Consider the following 16,044-nt stretch of genomic DNA (forward strand, 5'->3'; position numbering starts at 1 on the left):
CGCCGATGGATGTGCATTATAGACCATCTCATTCCCTTTGCAAGGGGTATTTCAGCCTTTTTCACTTGAGTGTCGTTTTTTTCTACTATTTTGCGAAAAAAGTCATATATATGGCTTTTTTTTGGGCATTTTTACTGCCTTTTATTAGTTTTATATTTAAGAATTTGGGAAATTTTTAATTTCCTATGTCTTTAATAGAGTTTATAGACATATATAGTCCCTTAAGTCTACAGATTCCAAAGATTCCAAAGATTCCAAAGATTCCAAAGATTCCAAAGATTCCAAAGATTCCAAAGATTCCAAAGATTCCAAAGATTCCAAAGATTCCAAAGATTCCAAAGATTCCAAAGATTCCAAAGATTCCAAAGATTCCAAAGATTCCAAAGATTCCAAAGATTCCAAAGATTCCAAAGATTCCAAAGATTCCAAAGATTCCAAAGATTCCAAAGATTCCAAAGATTCCAAAGATTCCAAAGATTCCAAAGATTCCAAAGATTCCAAAGATTCCAAAGATTCCAAAGATTCCAAAGATTCCAAAGATTCCAAAGATTCCAAAGATTCCAAAGATTCCAAAGATTCCAAAGATTCCAAAGATTCCAAAGATTCCAAAGATTCCAAAGATTCCAAAGATTCCAAAGATTCCAAAGATTCCAAAGATTCCAAAGATTCCAAAGATTCCAAAGATTCCAAAGATTCCAAAGATTCCAAAGATTCCAAAGATTCCAAAGATTCCAAAGATTCCAAAGATTCCAAAGATTCCAAAGATTCCAAAGATTCCAAAGATTCCAAAGATTCCAAAGATTCCAAAGATTCCAAAGATTCCAAAGATTCCAAAGATTCCAAAGATTCCAAAGATTCCAAAGATTCCAAAGATTCCAAAGATTCCAAAGATTCCAAAGATTCCAAAGATTCCAAAGATTCCAAAGATTCCAAAGATTCCAAAGATTCCAAAGATTCCAAAGATTCCAAAGATTCCAAAGATTCCAAAGATTCCAAAGATTCCAAAGATATAATAGAGTAAAAACTCTATTCCCAGCTATATTTCTTCTTGCTTTTAATTTACTTCATTTATTATTAATTATGTTTCGATGGTTCCACGTGGAACGCTTAATTGGTTTTGTGATCCAGAAATAAAAAAAGCAGGATTACTCCTGCTTTTTTAATCTATAACTTTTTTATTAGTCAGTGAAAATTACACGTGCAATTGCTTTTTTACCTGATTGAATAATAAAGCTTCCGTTTTCTTTTACAGAGAAGCTTGCATCAACAGCATTCCAGTCAACTTTTACCGCACCACGAGCTACCGCATCTTTTGCCGCAGCTGCATTCGGATTTAGGCCTGCTACACGTAAAATCGTAGCAATAAAAATTTCTCCTCCAAACTCACCAAGTGAAATAGTCACTTCTGGTGTGTCTTCAGGTACTTCCCCTTCTGTAATACGGTTACCAGCACTCTTGTGGGCATTAGCAGCAGCTTCTGCATCATGGAAGCGTTCAACTAGCTCAAGCGCAAGGATACGTTTTACTTCCTGCGGATTACGACCAGCAGCAATTTCATCTAATAAAGCTTTGATCTCATCAAGAGATTTGAAGCTTAATAAATCGAAATAGCGTTCAATTAAAGAGTCTGGCATTGATAAAACTTTTTGGTACATTGCTCCTGGTGTATCAAATACACCAATATAGTTACCTAAAGATTTAGACATTTTATTTACGCCATCTAGACCTTCTAGAATCGGCACAGTGATACACACTTGAGATTCTTGGCCATAACGGCTTTGTAAAGTACGACCCATAAGTAAGTTAAAGGTCTGGTCTGTACCGCCTAACTCAACATCAGCTTCAAGCGCAATTGAGTCATAACCTTGAACTAAAGGATATAAAAACTCATGAATTGCAATCGGCTGATGATTGCTATAACGCTTAGTAAAGTCATCACGCTCTAACATACGTGATACGGTTTGCTGACTTGCTAATTGAATAAGGTCAGCAGCAGACTTTTGATTAAACCATTCTGAGTTAAAACGTACTTTTGTTTTATTCGGATCTAATATCTTGAAAACTTGTTCTTGATAAGTTTTAGCATTGGCTTCTACTTGTTCACGTGACAACGGCGGACGAGTTGCGCTTTTACCAGTTGGGTCACCAATCATCGCTGTATAGTCACCAATTAAGAAGGTAACCTCATGGCCCAAGTCTTGGAAGGTTTTTAGTTTATTAATAAGAACCGTATGTCCTAAATGTAAATCTGGTGCTGTAGGGTCAAAACCAGCTTTAATTTTAAGAGGGCGATTCTCTTTAAGCTTTTTCAGTAAATCTTCTTCTGAAATAATTTCGTGCGTGCCTCGTTGGATGAGGGCAAGCTGTTCTTCGGCGGGCAAGAAATTTGACATCACAAAACCTAAACACATCAGTTATTCAATTTGTGCGATATACTAACATTTTTTCAGCGTCTTGCAGGGGAAGTTGCATATGAGCGCAATCTATATCGGCGTAATGACTGGCACTAGTATGGATGGTGTGGATATTGTTGCGGCTTCATTTGAGCCACTACAGCTTCATGCCACTCTTACAGTTCCATTCGAACCCGAGTTACGTGATGAGCTTATGGCATTAACTTTACCTGATGACAATGAAATTGACCGCATGGGTAAAGCTGATGTTGCTCTAGCCCAAATGATTGGTCATGGGATTAATACTCTCATTGAAAAGCACCAATTAGACCGTAGCCAAATAAAAGCAATTGGTTCGCATGGACAAACTATTCGTCATCGTCCAGAACATGGCTTTACGCTACAAATTGGTGATCCAAACATTATTACTGAAATTACTCAGATTCCGGTTGTTTCAGATTTCCGTCGTAGAGATATGGCAGCAGGTGGTCAAGGCGCGCCATTGGTTCCGGCTTTCCATCAAGCATTATTCCAACATCCAAGTATTCATCGTGTAATTTTGAATTTGGGTGGTATTGCTAATGTGAGTATGCTGCCTGCCAATAACAGTGACGGCGTATTTGGTTTTGATACAGGTCCTGCAAATATTTTGATGGATGCTTGGTGCCATCGCCATACAGGTCATCCATATGATGAAAATGGTGACTGGGCAGCTTATGGTCATCCTATCCGCTCTTTACTCGACCGTCTCCATGCCCACGAGTATTTTTCTAAAGAACCGCCTAAGAGCACAGGACGTGAAGACTTTAATATTGACTGGTTGGATGATCAGTTAATCGATTGGCGAAATGATTTAACTTACGATGAGTTAGAAGATACCCCTGAAAACATTCAAGCAACCCTATTAAAACTTACTGTGCGTGCCATTCAAAAAGCAATTTATCGTTCTGAGATGGAAACAGGTGAAGTATATGTCTGTGGTGGTGGTGCTTATAACTCTTATTTGTTAGAACAATTACGTTGGCGTTTACGTAAACATAATTGGTCTGTTCAACCTACCGATGTGTTAGGACTTTCCCCTACTTGGGTCGAGGCTACAGCATTTGCATGGTTAGCAATGCGCTTTGTAGATGGTTTAAGTGGAAATTTGCCAGCAGTCACAGGCGCTTCGGATTTCAGAATCCTAGGTACGATCACGGCAGTATAAAACTATTTATTAATTTGTTTGGTTAGATTCGACCTCATAGCACATTTACTGACCCGAAATGCTGTTATTTAAATGAGCATAAAAACTCATGATAAATGCCGATAAAAATAATTTAAGGCATGTTTGTATGGATCTGACCAAACGTATTCATCAATACACACGCGGGGCTTGGACATTCGATGTGATTGATTCAGGCCCTATAGATGGTCCTCTCGTCGTTTTATTGCATGGTTTCCCAGAAACTGCCTATAGTTGGGAGCAGACTTCGGAATTATTGCATGAGCATCAATTTAGAACGCTTGCAATTCATCAACGTGGTTATAGTTTAAATGCTAGACCTCAAAGCCGATTTCAATATTCATTGAGTGAACTTGTAGAAGATGTGACAAGTTTAATTGAACAGCTCGGCCAGCCAGTTTATTTAATTGGGCATGACTGGGGCTCGGCAATTGCTTCAGGCGTTGCTATGAAGTATCCACAATATATTCAACATCTCACTTTAGTTTCTGTACCTCATCAAGCTGCATTTTTAAAAGCTTGTTTAAGCAGTAGACAACTTTTTAAATCTTATTATTTTGCAATTTTTCAGCTACCGATTCTGCCCGAACTTTTATTTAAAAAGATACCTAAATTGGGTCGTAAGTTTCTAAAGTCATCAGGCATGACTGAACAGCAAATTGCGATATTTGAGGCTGAGTTTATAAAGGAAAATAGATTAACCACGGCGTTGAATTGGTATCGTGGCTTTTTTTGGGACAAACCTCAAAATCCATTTAAAGCCATAGATGTCCCCACTCTTTTTATTTGGGGTAAACATGATATTGCCGTTACAGAAAAAAGCGCCGAGCTAAACTCACATTATTTTAAAAATAGTTATGAAGCAGTTTTTATGGATGCGTCGCATTGGATTCCCTATCAGAATGCGCCTGAACTGGTACAATACTTTTTAGAATCTGTCCGTAAAAAATAATGATTTGATCAATAAAAAAACCTCTCAAAATAGAGAGGTTTTTTAAATTTTAAAATTCTATTAAATCGAGAATGAAGAACCACAACCACATGTTGTTGTTGCATTCGGGTTTTGTACGATAAAACGCGAACCTTCAAGACCTTCTACATAGTCAACTACTGAACCAATGAGGTATTGGTAGCTAAGTGAGTCAACCAGCATTTTTACATCGCCATTTACGAATTCTGCATCATCTTCATTTACGCTTTCAGCAAAATTAAAGCCATACGAAAACCCTGAACACCCGCCTCCTGTTACATACACACGTAACATGAGATCGTCATTCCCTTCACTATCACGGAGTTGGCGTACCTTATTGGCAGCATTATCTGTCAAAACTAGAGCTTGGGCATTCATGATGATTGTTCCTCGGATTTTGCTGTGCCTTTCAAAATAAAAAAGACCCTATGTTGAGTATAGCATAATCAATATAGGGTCTGTCTTCGAAGTTTAAAGCGAATCTTGAGTATTTTTATCAAGATTATTTGTAATTCTCATCCTGTAAGCCACATTCGAAGTTTTTAGCATCTTGCTTGCAACGGAATTGCCATAGTAGTTTCATCATGCGTTTATCGTACACACCGCGTTGTGTAAGGTTAATTCGAGATTCACGCATAAGCTTTTGGTAACCCGGTTTATCGGCTGCTGGGACATCCATCCAGTATTTTTGTGGAATGTCAGCTTTCATCTTACCCAAGATGGTAAAAGCACGTGGTAGCTGACCCGAAACCCACTCCCTAGATCTCTGTCCAAAACCAGCTGGGAACTTATCAGGTCGGATAATAATATTTCCTGTGACCTGTAAGATTGGATAATTCACGATCGCACCTTTTGTACCTAAACCTTTTTGTAGTTCCAAAGGTTTAAATGCTGCTGCTGGCGCACCAATAATATCAACTTGATGGTTATTAAATTTCGCACCGAAATTTGTTACGTCAGCACTAACCGCCTGTGCCCCGACCTGCTGAACCATAATTTTTTGTGCTTCATCATAGTCAAGCACAGCAATTTTCTTACCTGCAGCTTTCGCTACTGTATTGATGCTACGGTCATTTACCAAAAGGTAAGCATCACCAACCGGAATAACACCGACCACCTCATAGCGACCATTAACCATATATTTACTAAAAGTCGGACTCGCTAAACCTTGCATCACTTTTACAGCAAGCTTGAGATCAGGAATGGCCCCAATTGCATCTAATGATCCAGTAAATGAGTTAAATTGGCGACCACGCATCCCTGACACGCTAATACCATCACATTTACCCGCTTTAAAATCTTCAGCAATCACGGCTTCATTCTGGTTTACTTTAAGCTCGATATCAGCTCCCCAGTTTTTAGCGGCAAGTTGATAATCCTTCATCAGCGCATAAACGTCGCCATTTTTTCCAACGAAGTCAAAAACACATACTGTTTGTTTAGCCTCGGCTGCAAAAGAAACTGTGGTAAGTCCCATCGCAAGTAATAGCGTTTTGGAAAATTGCATATTCTTTTTCCTTTCCTTGTGGAGTTTTTGTTTTTCGATAGCAAGAAATTTCACACCATCAGGTATGAATCGGATAGGCTTCATATAAAAATCATGATGGAATATTTGTATAGACCGTATTTGCTTTTATGATTTTATTTCCCTGAAAAATAGATAGCGAATGACCTATCTATTAGCAATTATTTTAATCACTCAAGTCCTTGATCTATTTTTATACCTTCATGTTTCCTTATGAAGTTTTTATCTAAATTTAGCTTAACGTCTTTCTAACTAACCACAATGGCAGAACTGACAGCGTATATAAAACAAAAAGCCTAGAACTCAGTCTAGGCTTTTTAAAAGAAATTAGGATTATTCACCAGGCATTGAACATTCAAAGTTAGCCTTGTCTACAGAACAACGTGCTTTTTTGAGTACAGACATCATTCCAGCATCGTAAACACCGCGTTTAGTTAAGTCCATACGGCCATCACGCAACATTTTTTGATACTTAAGTTTGTCTTCTGCACTTAAGTTCATTTTGTATTTGCCAGGAATTTGCGCTTCTAAACGGTTGATCATTGCAAAGCTCTTAGGTAACTGTTTAACAAACCAGTCACGAGATTTTTGACCAAAACCAGCTGGGAATTTATCAGAACGTAATACTAGATCTGCTGTAACGTGTAATACAGGGAAGTTCCACATTACACCATTTGCGCCTAAACCTTTATTTAACTCTAATGGTTTGTAAGCATAAGCAGGTGCACCTACCATATCTACCTGACCATTGTTAAATTTAGCAGCAAAGTTTGAGATATCAGAAAGAACTGCTTGAGCTCCTACACGTTGCACCATAATTTTTTGTGCATCGTCATAGCCAAGTACAGCGAATTTTTTACCCGCAGCTTTTTCAACAGAGTTGATGTTTTTGTCGCGTACGAAAATGAATGCTGAACCTAGCGGAGAAATACCAGCAACTTCGTATTTTTTACCACCCATATTCGTGGTCATTTTTGCTGCATTACGCGCATCTAATACATAAGTAATTGCACGTTGAGCGATTTGGTTATTTGGAACACCACCAAGTGAGTCGATAGATCCTGCGAATTTGTTATATTGGCGTGCACGCATTGCTGTCATTGCTACAGCATCACATTTACCCGCTTTAAAATCATTATCAGCAACAGCCTCGTCCTGACGAGGAACTAAGTTAATTTCAGTACCCCAGCCTTTTGCAGCAAGAGCCCATTCTTCCATCATTTTATATGAGTCGCCTGCTTTTCCTAAGAGGTCGAATACACATACGGTACTCGCTGCTTGCGCTGAAGCAGAAAAACCAACAACAGAAGCGGCAGCCATAGCAAGTACGATTTTTTTCATTTTCTTCATCCTTCCACGGAACAGATTTTTTGTTTGAAGTTTCCTTTCAAACACAGATATTAATCATGTTTTTTAGAAAAAAATAGAGCTTTTACTCAAATATTTTTATCTCATTGAACCATTGTTTGTTGGTTTTAAATTATTTATTAAAAGGAAAAATCACTAATTTTCCGTAAGTTATTTTTTATATTCACAATTTTCATACCCATATTCAGCTTTGAAATATATGTAGCGTTTTTGTGTTTAAAAAATAAACTACTCTCCATTAAGCGTACATTCAAAATTTGTCCGTTCAACTGTACAGCGGGCGCGCTTCAGCACACTCATCATTGTTGCATCGTATACACCTTGTTTTGTTAAGCTGAGGCGACCTTCACGTAAAATTTTTTGATATTTAGTTTTGTCTTCTGCTGAAAAATTAATTTTAATTTTTGAGGGTACACCCATTTCTAGCTGCTTTATCATGGCAAAATTCTGAGGTAATTTTTGTATAAACCAAGTACGTGACTTTATACCGAAATCTGTAGGGAACTTATCACTTCGGGCAATTAAATCACCTGTGACGTTAACTACGGGGAAAGTAAACATTGCCCCTTTTACTCCCACCCCTTTACCAATCTCTAAAGGTTTATAAGCATAGGCTGGTGCCGCAATTGCATCGACTTGGCCACTATTAAACTTTTTCACAAAATCGGTAATTTCTGAAGGAATGGGCTGAGCGCCAACACTTTCTACCATAATTTTTTGTGCTGCGTCATATTGCAAAATAGCAAACTTAGTCCCACGTACTTTTTCAATTGAATTAAGGCTTTTATCTCTCACAAATAAATAAGCCAATCCAATTTGAACAATACCGACGACCTCGTAATTAGTTCCATTTTGTGCAGTCACCATGCGATGTTTATTACGCTTATCTAAAACATAACTAATAGCTTTTTGAGCAATTGCATTACTGGTTACCCCTCCAATCGCATCAATTGAACCTGCAAATTTATTATAATTTCGCGCCCGCATGGAGGTCATATAAGCGGCGTCACACTTACCTTCACGCAGTCTACGGTCAACTAAGCCTTCATCTTGAAATGGAATTAAAGTGATATCTGCTTGCCATTCTTTCGCTGCAAGCGCCCACTCTTCCATCATTTTATAGGACTCACCTGACTTTCCTAATAAATCAAACACACAGACATTTTGTCCTGCATGTACTGTCCCCACAGCACAGCAAAATGCTGCACCAATTATCCCCAATCTTTTTTTCATTTGACTTTCCTTAGTCTAGTTTTATTAGTAGCTCATTAATCAACCAAATTTTAAACAGTTTTTATTTTAGCCATATTTTTTTAAAAGTATTCTATCTTATTCAATATTTTGAAAATTTCGGATGAATAGCGAAAGTTAGGATGTATTGATATATGTAATTATTAATACCTACTCACTAAAATCCGGAAAGTTTTGTTTTCATCGGCAGTTCTCTTTAAAATACAGCATCCCTAACTCACCTCGATACAATAAGATGATTCAATTTGACCAAGTTTCTTTACGCCGCGGTGGACGTGTTCTATTTCAAAAAGCATCTATGCAATTACACCCAGGTTGGAAGATTGGTCTAACTGGTGTAAATGGCGCAGGTAAATCGACCTTATTTGCTGCATTACTTGGAAGTTTAGGTGCAGATGAAGGTTCACTTACTCGTCCTACAGGCTGGACCGTGGCGCATATGGCCCAAGAAGTGAAAGCCCTAGATATGCCTGCAATTGATTTTGTTCTTTCAGGTGATGAAGAGTTTTGGGATATACAAAATAAGCTTGTTCAACCAGATCAACTGACTGATTTTGAATTGGCTAAATTGCATGGCCGTTTTGATGAAATCCATGGTTATTCAGCGCCCTCTAAAGCTGCGCAGCTCATGGCAGGCCTTGGTTTTCTAGAAAATCAATTACGTTTGAACGTTGAGAGCTTCTCGGGTGGATGGCGTATGCGCTTAAATTTGGCGCGTACCCTCATGAGTCGTTCTGATCTACTCTTACTGGATGAGCCAACAAACCACTTAGATTTGGATGCAATTCTGTGGTTAGAAGATTGGCTTAAAGCCTATGAAGGTACACTCATTCTAATTTCGCATGACCGCGACTTTTTAGATGCGATTACAGATCATATTCTTCACATTGAAAATCAAGAACTCACACTTTACACCGGAAACTACTCTACATTTGAAACCACACGTAGTGAACGTCTTGCTCAGCAACAACAAGCTTTTGAGAAGCAGCAAGAAACACGCGCTCACTTACAAAAGTTTATTGACCGTTTTAAAGCAAAAGCGACTAAAGCTCGTCAGGCACAAAGTCGTATTAAACAACTTGAGCGCATGCAGCAACTTGCACCAGCCCATGTAGATACGCCGTTTACATTTAGTTTTCGTGAACCGACTAAAATGAGTTCACCTTTGCTGACTTTAGATAATGCCAGCATTGGTTATGGTGATAAACAGATAGCCGAAAAAATCAGATTACAAATTACACCAAACTCACGTATTGGCTTACTGGGTATGAACGGCGCAGGTAAGTCAACATTGATTAAGAGCTTGGTTGGTGATCTACCACTCTTGGCAGGTGAACGTAAAGCTTCCGAGCTGCTTAATATTGGTTACTTTGCGCAGCACCAGATGGATGCTTTAGATGGCAATGCTAGCCCAATGCTACAGCTTGCCCGTATAGCAGATAAACAAATTAGTGAAGCCACTCTACGTTCATTCTTAGGTAGTTTTGGCTTTAGTGGTGAACGCATGGATACACCATGTGAAAGCTTTTCTGGTGGAGAACGCGCTCGTTTAGCCCTAGCACTCATTGTATGGCAGCGTCCAAATGTTTTAATTCTCGATGAACCGACGAACCATTTAGATCTTGATATGCGCCATGCTCTGAGCATGGCATTACAAGATTTTGAAGGTGCCGTTGTTCTGGTTTCCCACGAACGTCAACTTATTGCAAGTGTATGTGATGAGCTTCTTTTAGTACACGGCGGTAAATGTACTGAGTTCGAGGGTGATTTACAGGACTATGCTAAATGGCTACGTGAAGCACGTCAGCAGCAAATCAATGCTCAGACTGCCGTCGCACAGAATAATTCGTCCTCTGCCGCTCCAGCGCCTGCTAAAGTTGATAAAGAAGCACAGCGTAAAGAAGCAGCTCGCCGTCGTGAACAGACTCGACCTATTCGTAAAAATATTGAAAAGGTTGAATCACAAATTGAAAAGCTACAACCGCAGCTCGCCAAAATTGAAGAATCCTTAGCAGACACATCTTTATATGATGCTGCACGTAAGGATGATCTACTCAAACTTATGAATGAGCAGACAGAGCTGAAAGCTAAACTTGAGCAACACGAAGAGCAGCTTTTGGAACTCATGATGGAATTAGAAGAAATGGAAGCTTCTTTTGATTAATCCATTTTCTAAAATAAAAAAGCCGATTTCTTAATCGGCTTTTTTATTGATTAATAAGGCGTATAAAAAGCCCCTAATTCATTTAAATTGGTATTTATCGGTAAAGGCCAGACGTTGCTTGATAAGCTGTCTGCAATATATAAATCGTATCTGCCTCGACTCCCTGTTTGTCCTGCAAGAGACACCACCATGTAACGCTGATCTAAAGGAGCTGGATCGGAAGTATCATAATTAATATTGTTAAATGGCAAACGTGTAGTTTGTTTATTAGCCATATCATAAATATAGATCTGGTCATGAGGATTTGTTGGGCTATACCAGCGCACATATAAGAACCGACTTCCTTGCCACCATACTGGATAATATGAAGCGATATTGGTCAGCTGTGTATCATAAACACCCGACTGATCAATACTAAAAATTCTAGAATTATTTCCAGCACCTTTTGCATACAAAATTTGAGTGGTATTCACCATTGGATAAGGCATCGATTCTTCCATATCCCAACCATTTTGAGTCACAGAAGTCATCGTACGATCCGTCATTCTAATGATTTTTAGATCGCCATTTTGTTTAAAAATAATACGCTGGTTATCTATAAATTTAGGGTCTTCATCGCGCTTATTATTTCCCTGAGTTAGATTAATGGGTAAGTCAGTGCTTCCGACCTTCCATACATATACATCCCATGCATCACCATAATGCTGCCCAGAGTTAACTCCCATGAACGTTAACCATTTTCCATCTGGAGAAAAATGACCATTCATCATATGGTCAATTTTCCAATTTGCACCGAGTAATGTGGTCTGCTGTGTTGTGAAGTTATAAAGATAAAGCCTACTGTCCCATGCCTCATAATCACTATAACGATGAAATACTAATTTTCCATAAAAGGTGGGGGCTATCGCAGCATGCAATTGAAACACACTAGTGACAAAAACAATGCTACCCAATATAAGTTTATAAATCTTTTTCATAATTATATTTCCTATTGTTATTAGAAAGTACCGCATAGAGAATATAACTTCGAATAGTTTACTTGTTAAACAAAATACTTTTTTCGGATACAAAAAAGGGCTAATGATGATTAGCCCTTTACCATAAAAAATCAATTATCTAAATTTTTTATGATTTTCATTTCGTATTTTGACTAAATTAATTGCTTCAGTTTTGGCTTGATCTAATTGTCCTTGCTCAACTAAAACAGTTACTTTATCAATTTCGGCAACAAGCTGATCTAAACCAGCTTGGTACTCTTTTACCTTTACATTTTCTGATGGCAAACCTTCGAGTTTATGCGGCAAATATTGCTTAGAAGAAACTGCTGCTTCACGCATTACAACAAGCTGTTTTTTCGCGTTATCAGCATCTTTCGCTTCAGCAAATGCTTTAGTACTCTTAGCTAAAGTTTTCATATTCGTTTCTAGGTCTGCCGCCCAAACAGCAGAACTTCCTAAAAACACACATGAAATTAATAGGCTAGCTAATAATTTCTGACTCATCATTCTCTCCCTAGACTGATTTAGAATCATGTTATGAATTAAGCATCAATATCCGCATTTAAAGCATTCTCTTCGATGAATGCACGACGTGGTTCAACATCATCACCCATTAAGCAAGAGAACATACGATCTGCTTCAATCGCATCATCAATTGTCACCTGCAACATATTACGGTTTTCAGGATCCATTGTTGTTTCCCACAGCTGTTCAGCATTCATCTCTCCAAGACCTTTATAGCGTTGGATCATCATACCGCGGCGTGAATCTTGTAAAATATGTTGCCAAACTTGATGGAAGTTAGCCACTTGAATACGGCGATCACCTTTTTGTAAAAAAGCACCGTCTTCAAGTAAAGTGAACCAACTCTTCGAGTTTTTGAGTAAACGTGCATATTCAGCTGAATTCAATAAAGCTGCATCAAGCAAATACGCATGCGGCAGATTATGAACATAGACAGTAATACGCGGCCAATAATGCGCAGATTTTTCACCTTGAGCATTTTCACGCTCAAATGCCTCTAAAGAGATTTCTGGACGTAAACTTGGCTGTAATCTGGTAATGATATCGCGTACCTGATCTGCCCATTGTTGTACATAAGCTTCATCATGGTTTTGATCACTCTTGAATGCTTCTACTTCAAGTAAAGCATCAAGTAAGCTAGCTGGATAACGTAAAGTTAAGCGCTGTAAGCTCTTTTGTGAAACCTGATAGTCCTGAATCACTTTCGCAAGTGCTTCACCTGTAATTGCAGGTGCTTCAGCATTGGTATGTAGAGATAGCTCATCAATCGCATTTGAGATGAGATAAGTTTCTAACGCATCATTATCTTTGATGTATTGTTCTTGCTTACCTTTCTTCAATTTATACAAAGGTGGCTGAGCAATATAAATATGCCCACGCTCAACCAATTCTGGCATTTGACGGAAGAAGAACGTTAACAACAAGGTACGGATGTGCGAACCATCGACGTCGGCATCGGTCATGATAATGATTTTATGATAGCGAAGCTTATCAGGGTTATATTCTTCACGACCAATACCACAGCCAAGTGCAGTGATTAAAGTACCCACTTCCTGACTAGAAATCATTTTGTCAAAGCGTGCACGTTCAACGTTCAGGATTTTACCTTTCAACGGTAAAATAGCCTGCATTTTACGATTACGACCTTGCTTAGCACTACCACCAGCAGAGTCACCCTCGACTAGATATAATTCAGAAAGTGCCGGGTCTTTTTCCTGACAATCTGCCAATTTACCTGGTAAACCTGCAATATCAAGTGCACTCTTACGACGTGTCATTTCACGCGCCTTACGTGCAGCATCACGTGCACGCGCAGCATCAATAATTTTACCGGCAATCGATTTTGCAGCTTGCGGATTTTCAAGTAAGTAAGCAGAGAACTCTTTGTTCATTGCTTGCTCAACCGCTGGTTTTACTTCACTCGATACTAGTTTCTCTTTAGTTTGAGAAGAGAATTTCGGATCAGGTACTTTTACCGAAATAATCGCGGTTAAACCTTCTCGTGCATCATCGCCTGTCACATTGACTTTTTCTTTCTTGAGAATATTTTCATTTTCAAGATATTGGTTAAGACCACGCGTTAAAGCTGCACGGAAACCTGCTAAATGAGTACCGCCATCCTTTTGAGGAATATTGTTGGTAAAACAACGCACGTTTTCTTGATAACTTTCATTCCACTGTAATGCAACTTCTACACCAATACCGTTTTCTGTATCAGCAGTGAAATGGAAAATCTCGTTTAGATGAGTTTTACCTTCGTTAATGTATTTTACAAACTCAGATAAACCACCTTCGTAGTCATATACGTGCTCAAGGTTAATACGTTCATCACGTAAAACAATACGCACGCCCGCGTTTAAAAATGAAAGCTCTCGTAAACGACGCGCTAAAATTTCAACGTTAAAAATAGTTTGACTAAAAGTTAGTTCACTTGGCCAAAAACGTACAGTTGTACCACTGCTATCCGTTTCACCAATCACACGTAATGGATATTGCGGATCACCGTGGTGATATTCTTGTTCATGCACTTGGCCCGCGCGATTAATAATTAAATGCAATTTACTTGAAAGCGCATTTACAACTGAAACGCCTACGCCGTGCAAACCACCTGAAACTTTATAGCTGTTATCGTCAAACTTACCGCCTGCATGCAAAATCGTAAGAATTACTTCTGCTGCAGACACCCCTTCTTCAGGGTGGATATCGGTTGGAATACCACGGCCATTATCGGAAACACTTACCGATTCATCTTCGTGAATCGTGACAATAATTTCGTCACAATGCCCAGCTAAAGCTTCATCGATTGCGTTATCGACAACCTCGAATACCATATGGTGTAAACCGGTACCGTCGTCTGTATCCCCAATATACATACCCGGACGTTTACGAACTGCATCTAATCCACGTAATACTTTAATACTAGAGGAATCATAAGCCTTTTCATTGGTTTGTTCTGTTTGAGAGGCTGATTGAGACTCTGAACTCATGGTTTCTCCCTAGCAAATATAGGTTTATTCAAAGATGGGTAACATCAAAAAATTATGGTGAAGCAAGACTAACTTGACCGGATTCAACATTGAATAATTGATATGAAATTGACAGATCATGTAAGTGTTTTTTTACCGATGCATGATCTAAAGTTGTCATAAAAACCTGGCTACCAAGTTGGCTTAATCGTTCAATTAAACGTTGTTGTGCGGTTAAGTCTAATTCTGCTGTCAGATCATCTAATAATACCACAGTTTCCTTATTACTCGCATGTAACATTGCAATTTGTGACAGTTTTAAGGCAATAATCAAGAGTTTTTTCTGACCTCTTGATAAAACTACATCAGCATGTCCAAACGGGGTTTTTAAGCGCAAATCTGCACGATGTGGGCCATATTCGGTATAGCGTCGTTCGATGTCTTTTTGGTGTTGATTCAGCAAGTCTTGCATGAGTCCCTGCTCTGTATGAAAACCGGGACTATATTCCAGTTCAATCTCTAGATCAGGTAGCAATTGACTTAAATCATTTTGAAAAAAGACATTCCATTGTTCCACAATACTTAAACGCTGAGAGTGTAAAATTTCACCATAATCACTCAACATTTTATTCCACGGCTCTAAATCCGCTAGAGAAATATTCCGTCTGGTTTTAAGTAAAGTATTACGCTGCTTTAATGCACGAGAATAATATTGCCAAGCAAAATAAAACTCAGGTTCCACGTGGAACATCAGCCAATCTAAAAGCTGGCGCCGAGGTTTCGCCCCATGGTCAATAATATCTGTACTTTGTGGATCAATATGCTGCAAAGGAAGCAGTTTAGCGAGTTGTCCTTGTGTAGCCACTGTATCGCCATTGACCTTCATCAACTGCTCACCAGAGGCCAACTTTTGCATGCCAATTTTTTCAGTTGCAGATTGCGCGAAAACAATCGCATCTTCAGCAGAGTATTGAATATAATTTTTAGGTATGTGGGTGCGGAACGACCGCCCTGTTGCAAGCAAATGGATTGCTTCCAGTATTGAAGTTTTTCCTGAACCGTTAGCGCCATAAAATACGTTAAACGGTTGCAACCCTTGGAGTGCAACCGTTTTTAAATTACGCACACGTTCAATATTTAAACGCGTAAGATGCATATTA

At 38.7% G+C, this 16,044-nt stretch carries 13 protein-coding genes; 4 read left to right on the forward strand and 9 right to left on the reverse strand.

The features are described 5' to 3' along the window. Positions 1-185: 185 nt before the first annotated feature. Positions 186-1,013 (forward strand): hypothetical protein, encoded by an 828-nt coding sequence (locus AW165_RS17615; protein ID WP_060466597.1) that lies wholly within the window; start codon positions 186-188, stop codon positions 1,011-1,013. Between the two features lie 165 nt (positions 1,014-1,178). Here the strand turns inward: AW165_RS17615 and tyrS are convergent, their stop codons facing one another. Then, positions 1,179-2,411: a tyrosine--tRNA ligase gene (gene tyrS, locus AW165_RS17620; protein WP_002115433.1), complete on the reverse strand. Its 1,233-nt coding sequence runs from the start codon at positions 2,409-2,411 to the stop codon at positions 1,179-1,181. 61 nt (positions 2,412-2,472) lie between these two features. Between tyrS and AW165_RS17625 the strand changes: the two genes are divergently transcribed. Next, complete coding sequence (locus tag AW165_RS17625) at positions 2,473-3,600, forward strand: anhydro-N-acetylmuramic acid kinase (RefSeq protein ID WP_017386211.1); 1,128 nt, start codon at positions 2,473-2,475, stop codon at positions 3,598-3,600. Positions 3,601-3,727: 127 nt separating this feature from the next. Then, the gene (locus tag AW165_RS17630; protein WP_060466598.1) at positions 3,728-4,570 is read left to right on the forward strand and encodes an alpha/beta fold hydrolase; all 843 of its coding nucleotides are present in this window, start codon (positions 3,728-3,730) and stop codon (positions 4,568-4,570) included. Positions 4,571-4,630: 60 nt separating this feature from the next. On the opposite strand, the gene erpA is transcribed toward AW165_RS17630, so the two are convergent. From erpA to AW165_RS17650, 4 genes are all read right to left on the reverse strand, one after another. After that, positions 4,631-4,966 carry an iron-sulfur cluster insertion protein ErpA gene (gene erpA, locus AW165_RS17635; RefSeq protein WP_002115421.1) on the reverse strand — a complete coding sequence of 112 codons (336 nt, stop codon included), beginning with the start codon at positions 4,964-4,966 and terminating at the stop codon, positions 4,631-4,633. A 124-nt stretch (positions 4,967-5,090) separates the two neighbouring features. Next, positions 5,091-6,095, reverse strand: a complete 1,005-nt coding sequence (locus AW165_RS17640; RefSeq protein ID WP_060466599.1) for a putative solute-binding protein — start codon at positions 6,093-6,095, stop codon at positions 5,091-5,093. Between the two features lie 351 nt (positions 6,096-6,446). Beyond that, positions 6,447-7,454, reverse strand: a complete 1,008-nt coding sequence (locus AW165_RS19690; RefSeq protein WP_002115480.1) for a putative solute-binding protein — start codon at positions 7,452-7,454, stop codon at positions 6,447-6,449. Positions 7,455-7,709: 255 nt separating this feature from the next. Continuing rightward, positions 7,710-8,714 carry a putative solute-binding protein gene (locus AW165_RS17650; RefSeq protein WP_060466600.1) on the reverse strand — a complete coding sequence of 335 codons (1,005 nt, stop codon included), beginning with the start codon at positions 8,712-8,714 and terminating at the stop codon, positions 7,710-7,712. 253 nt (positions 8,715-8,967) lie between these two features. Between AW165_RS17650 and AW165_RS17655 the strand changes: the two genes are divergently transcribed. Further along, positions 8,968-10,896 carry an ATP-binding cassette domain-containing protein gene (locus AW165_RS17655; RefSeq protein WP_060466601.1) on the forward strand — a complete coding sequence of 643 codons (1,929 nt, stop codon included), beginning with the start codon at positions 8,968-8,970 and terminating at the stop codon, positions 10,894-10,896. A gap of 50 nt (positions 10,897-10,946) precedes the next feature. Here the strand turns inward: AW165_RS17655 and AW165_RS17660 are convergent, their stop codons facing one another. The 4 genes from AW165_RS17660 to recF form a co-directional block, all read right to left on the reverse strand. Continuing rightward, complete coding sequence (locus AW165_RS17660; RefSeq protein ID WP_060466602.1) at positions 10,947-11,873, reverse strand: hypothetical protein; 927 nt, start codon at positions 11,871-11,873, stop codon at positions 10,947-10,949. Positions 11,874-12,008: 135 nt separating this feature from the next. Then, entirely contained in the window at positions 12,009-12,401 is a 393-nt protein-coding gene (cybC, locus tag AW165_RS17665) for a cytochrome b562 (RefSeq protein ID WP_023187717.1), read from the reverse strand. Positions 12,402-12,436: 35 nt separating this feature from the next. Beyond that, positions 12,437-14,905: a DNA topoisomerase (ATP-hydrolyzing) subunit B gene (gene gyrB, locus AW165_RS17670; protein ID WP_002115497.1), complete on the reverse strand. Its 2,469-nt coding sequence runs from the start codon at positions 14,903-14,905 to the stop codon at positions 12,437-12,439. Positions 14,906-14,957: 52 nt separating this feature from the next. Continuing rightward, positions 14,958-16,040 carry a DNA replication/repair protein RecF gene (gene recF, locus AW165_RS17675; protein WP_002115479.1) on the reverse strand — a complete coding sequence of 361 codons (1,083 nt, stop codon included), beginning with the start codon at positions 16,038-16,040 and terminating at the stop codon, positions 14,958-14,960. Between the last annotated feature and the right edge of the window lie 4 nt (positions 16,041-16,044).

The organism is Acinetobacter sp. LMB-5 (assembly GCF_001541635.1).
Classification (GTDB): Bacteria; Pseudomonadota; Gammaproteobacteria; order Pseudomonadales; family Moraxellaceae; genus Acinetobacter; species Acinetobacter pittii.

Bases quoted from the DNA above. Each gene is read 5' to 3' on its own strand.
- AW165_RS17615 (WP_060466597.1), top strand. From the start codon at position 186: ATGTCTTTAATAGAGTTTATAGACATATATAGTCCCTTAAGTCTACAG.
- tyrS (WP_002115433.1), bottom strand. From the start codon at position 2,411: ATGTGTTTAGGTTTTGTGATGTCAAATTTCTTGCCCGCCGAAGAACAG.
- AW165_RS17625 (WP_017386211.1), top strand. From the start codon at position 2,473: ATGAGCGCAATCTATATCGGCGTAATGACTGGCACTAGTATGGATGGT.
- AW165_RS17630 (WP_060466598.1), top strand. From the start codon at position 3,728: ATGGATCTGACCAAACGTATTCATCAATACACACGCGGGGCTTGGACA.
- erpA (WP_002115421.1), bottom strand. From the start codon at position 4,966: ATGAATGCCCAAGCTCTAGTTTTGACAGATAATGCTGCCAATAAGGTA.
- AW165_RS17640 (WP_060466599.1), bottom strand. From the start codon at position 6,095: ATGCAATTTTCCAAAACGCTATTACTTGCGATGGGACTTACCACAGTT.
- AW165_RS19690 (WP_002115480.1), bottom strand. From the start codon at position 7,454: ATGAAAAAAATCGTACTTGCTATGGCTGCCGCTTCTGTTGTTGGTTTT.
- AW165_RS17650 (WP_060466600.1), bottom strand. From the start codon at position 8,714: ATGAAAAAAAGATTGGGGATAATTGGTGCAGCATTTTGCTGTGCTGTG.
- AW165_RS17655 (WP_060466601.1), top strand. From the start codon at position 8,968: ATGATTCAATTTGACCAAGTTTCTTTACGCCGCGGTGGACGTGTTCTA.
- AW165_RS17660 (WP_060466602.1), bottom strand. From the start codon at position 11,873: ATGAAAAAGATTTATAAACTTATATTGGGTAGCATTGTTTTTGTCACT.
- cybC (WP_023187717.1), bottom strand. From the start codon at position 12,401: ATGATGAGTCAGAAATTATTAGCTAGCCTATTAATTTCATGTGTGTTT.
- gyrB (WP_002115497.1), bottom strand. From the start codon at position 14,905: ATGAGTTCAGAGTCTCAATCAGCCTCTCAAACAGAACAAACCAATGAA.
- recF (WP_002115479.1), bottom strand. From the start codon at position 16,040: ATGCATCTTACGCGTTTAAATATTGAACGTGTGCGTAATTTAAAAACG.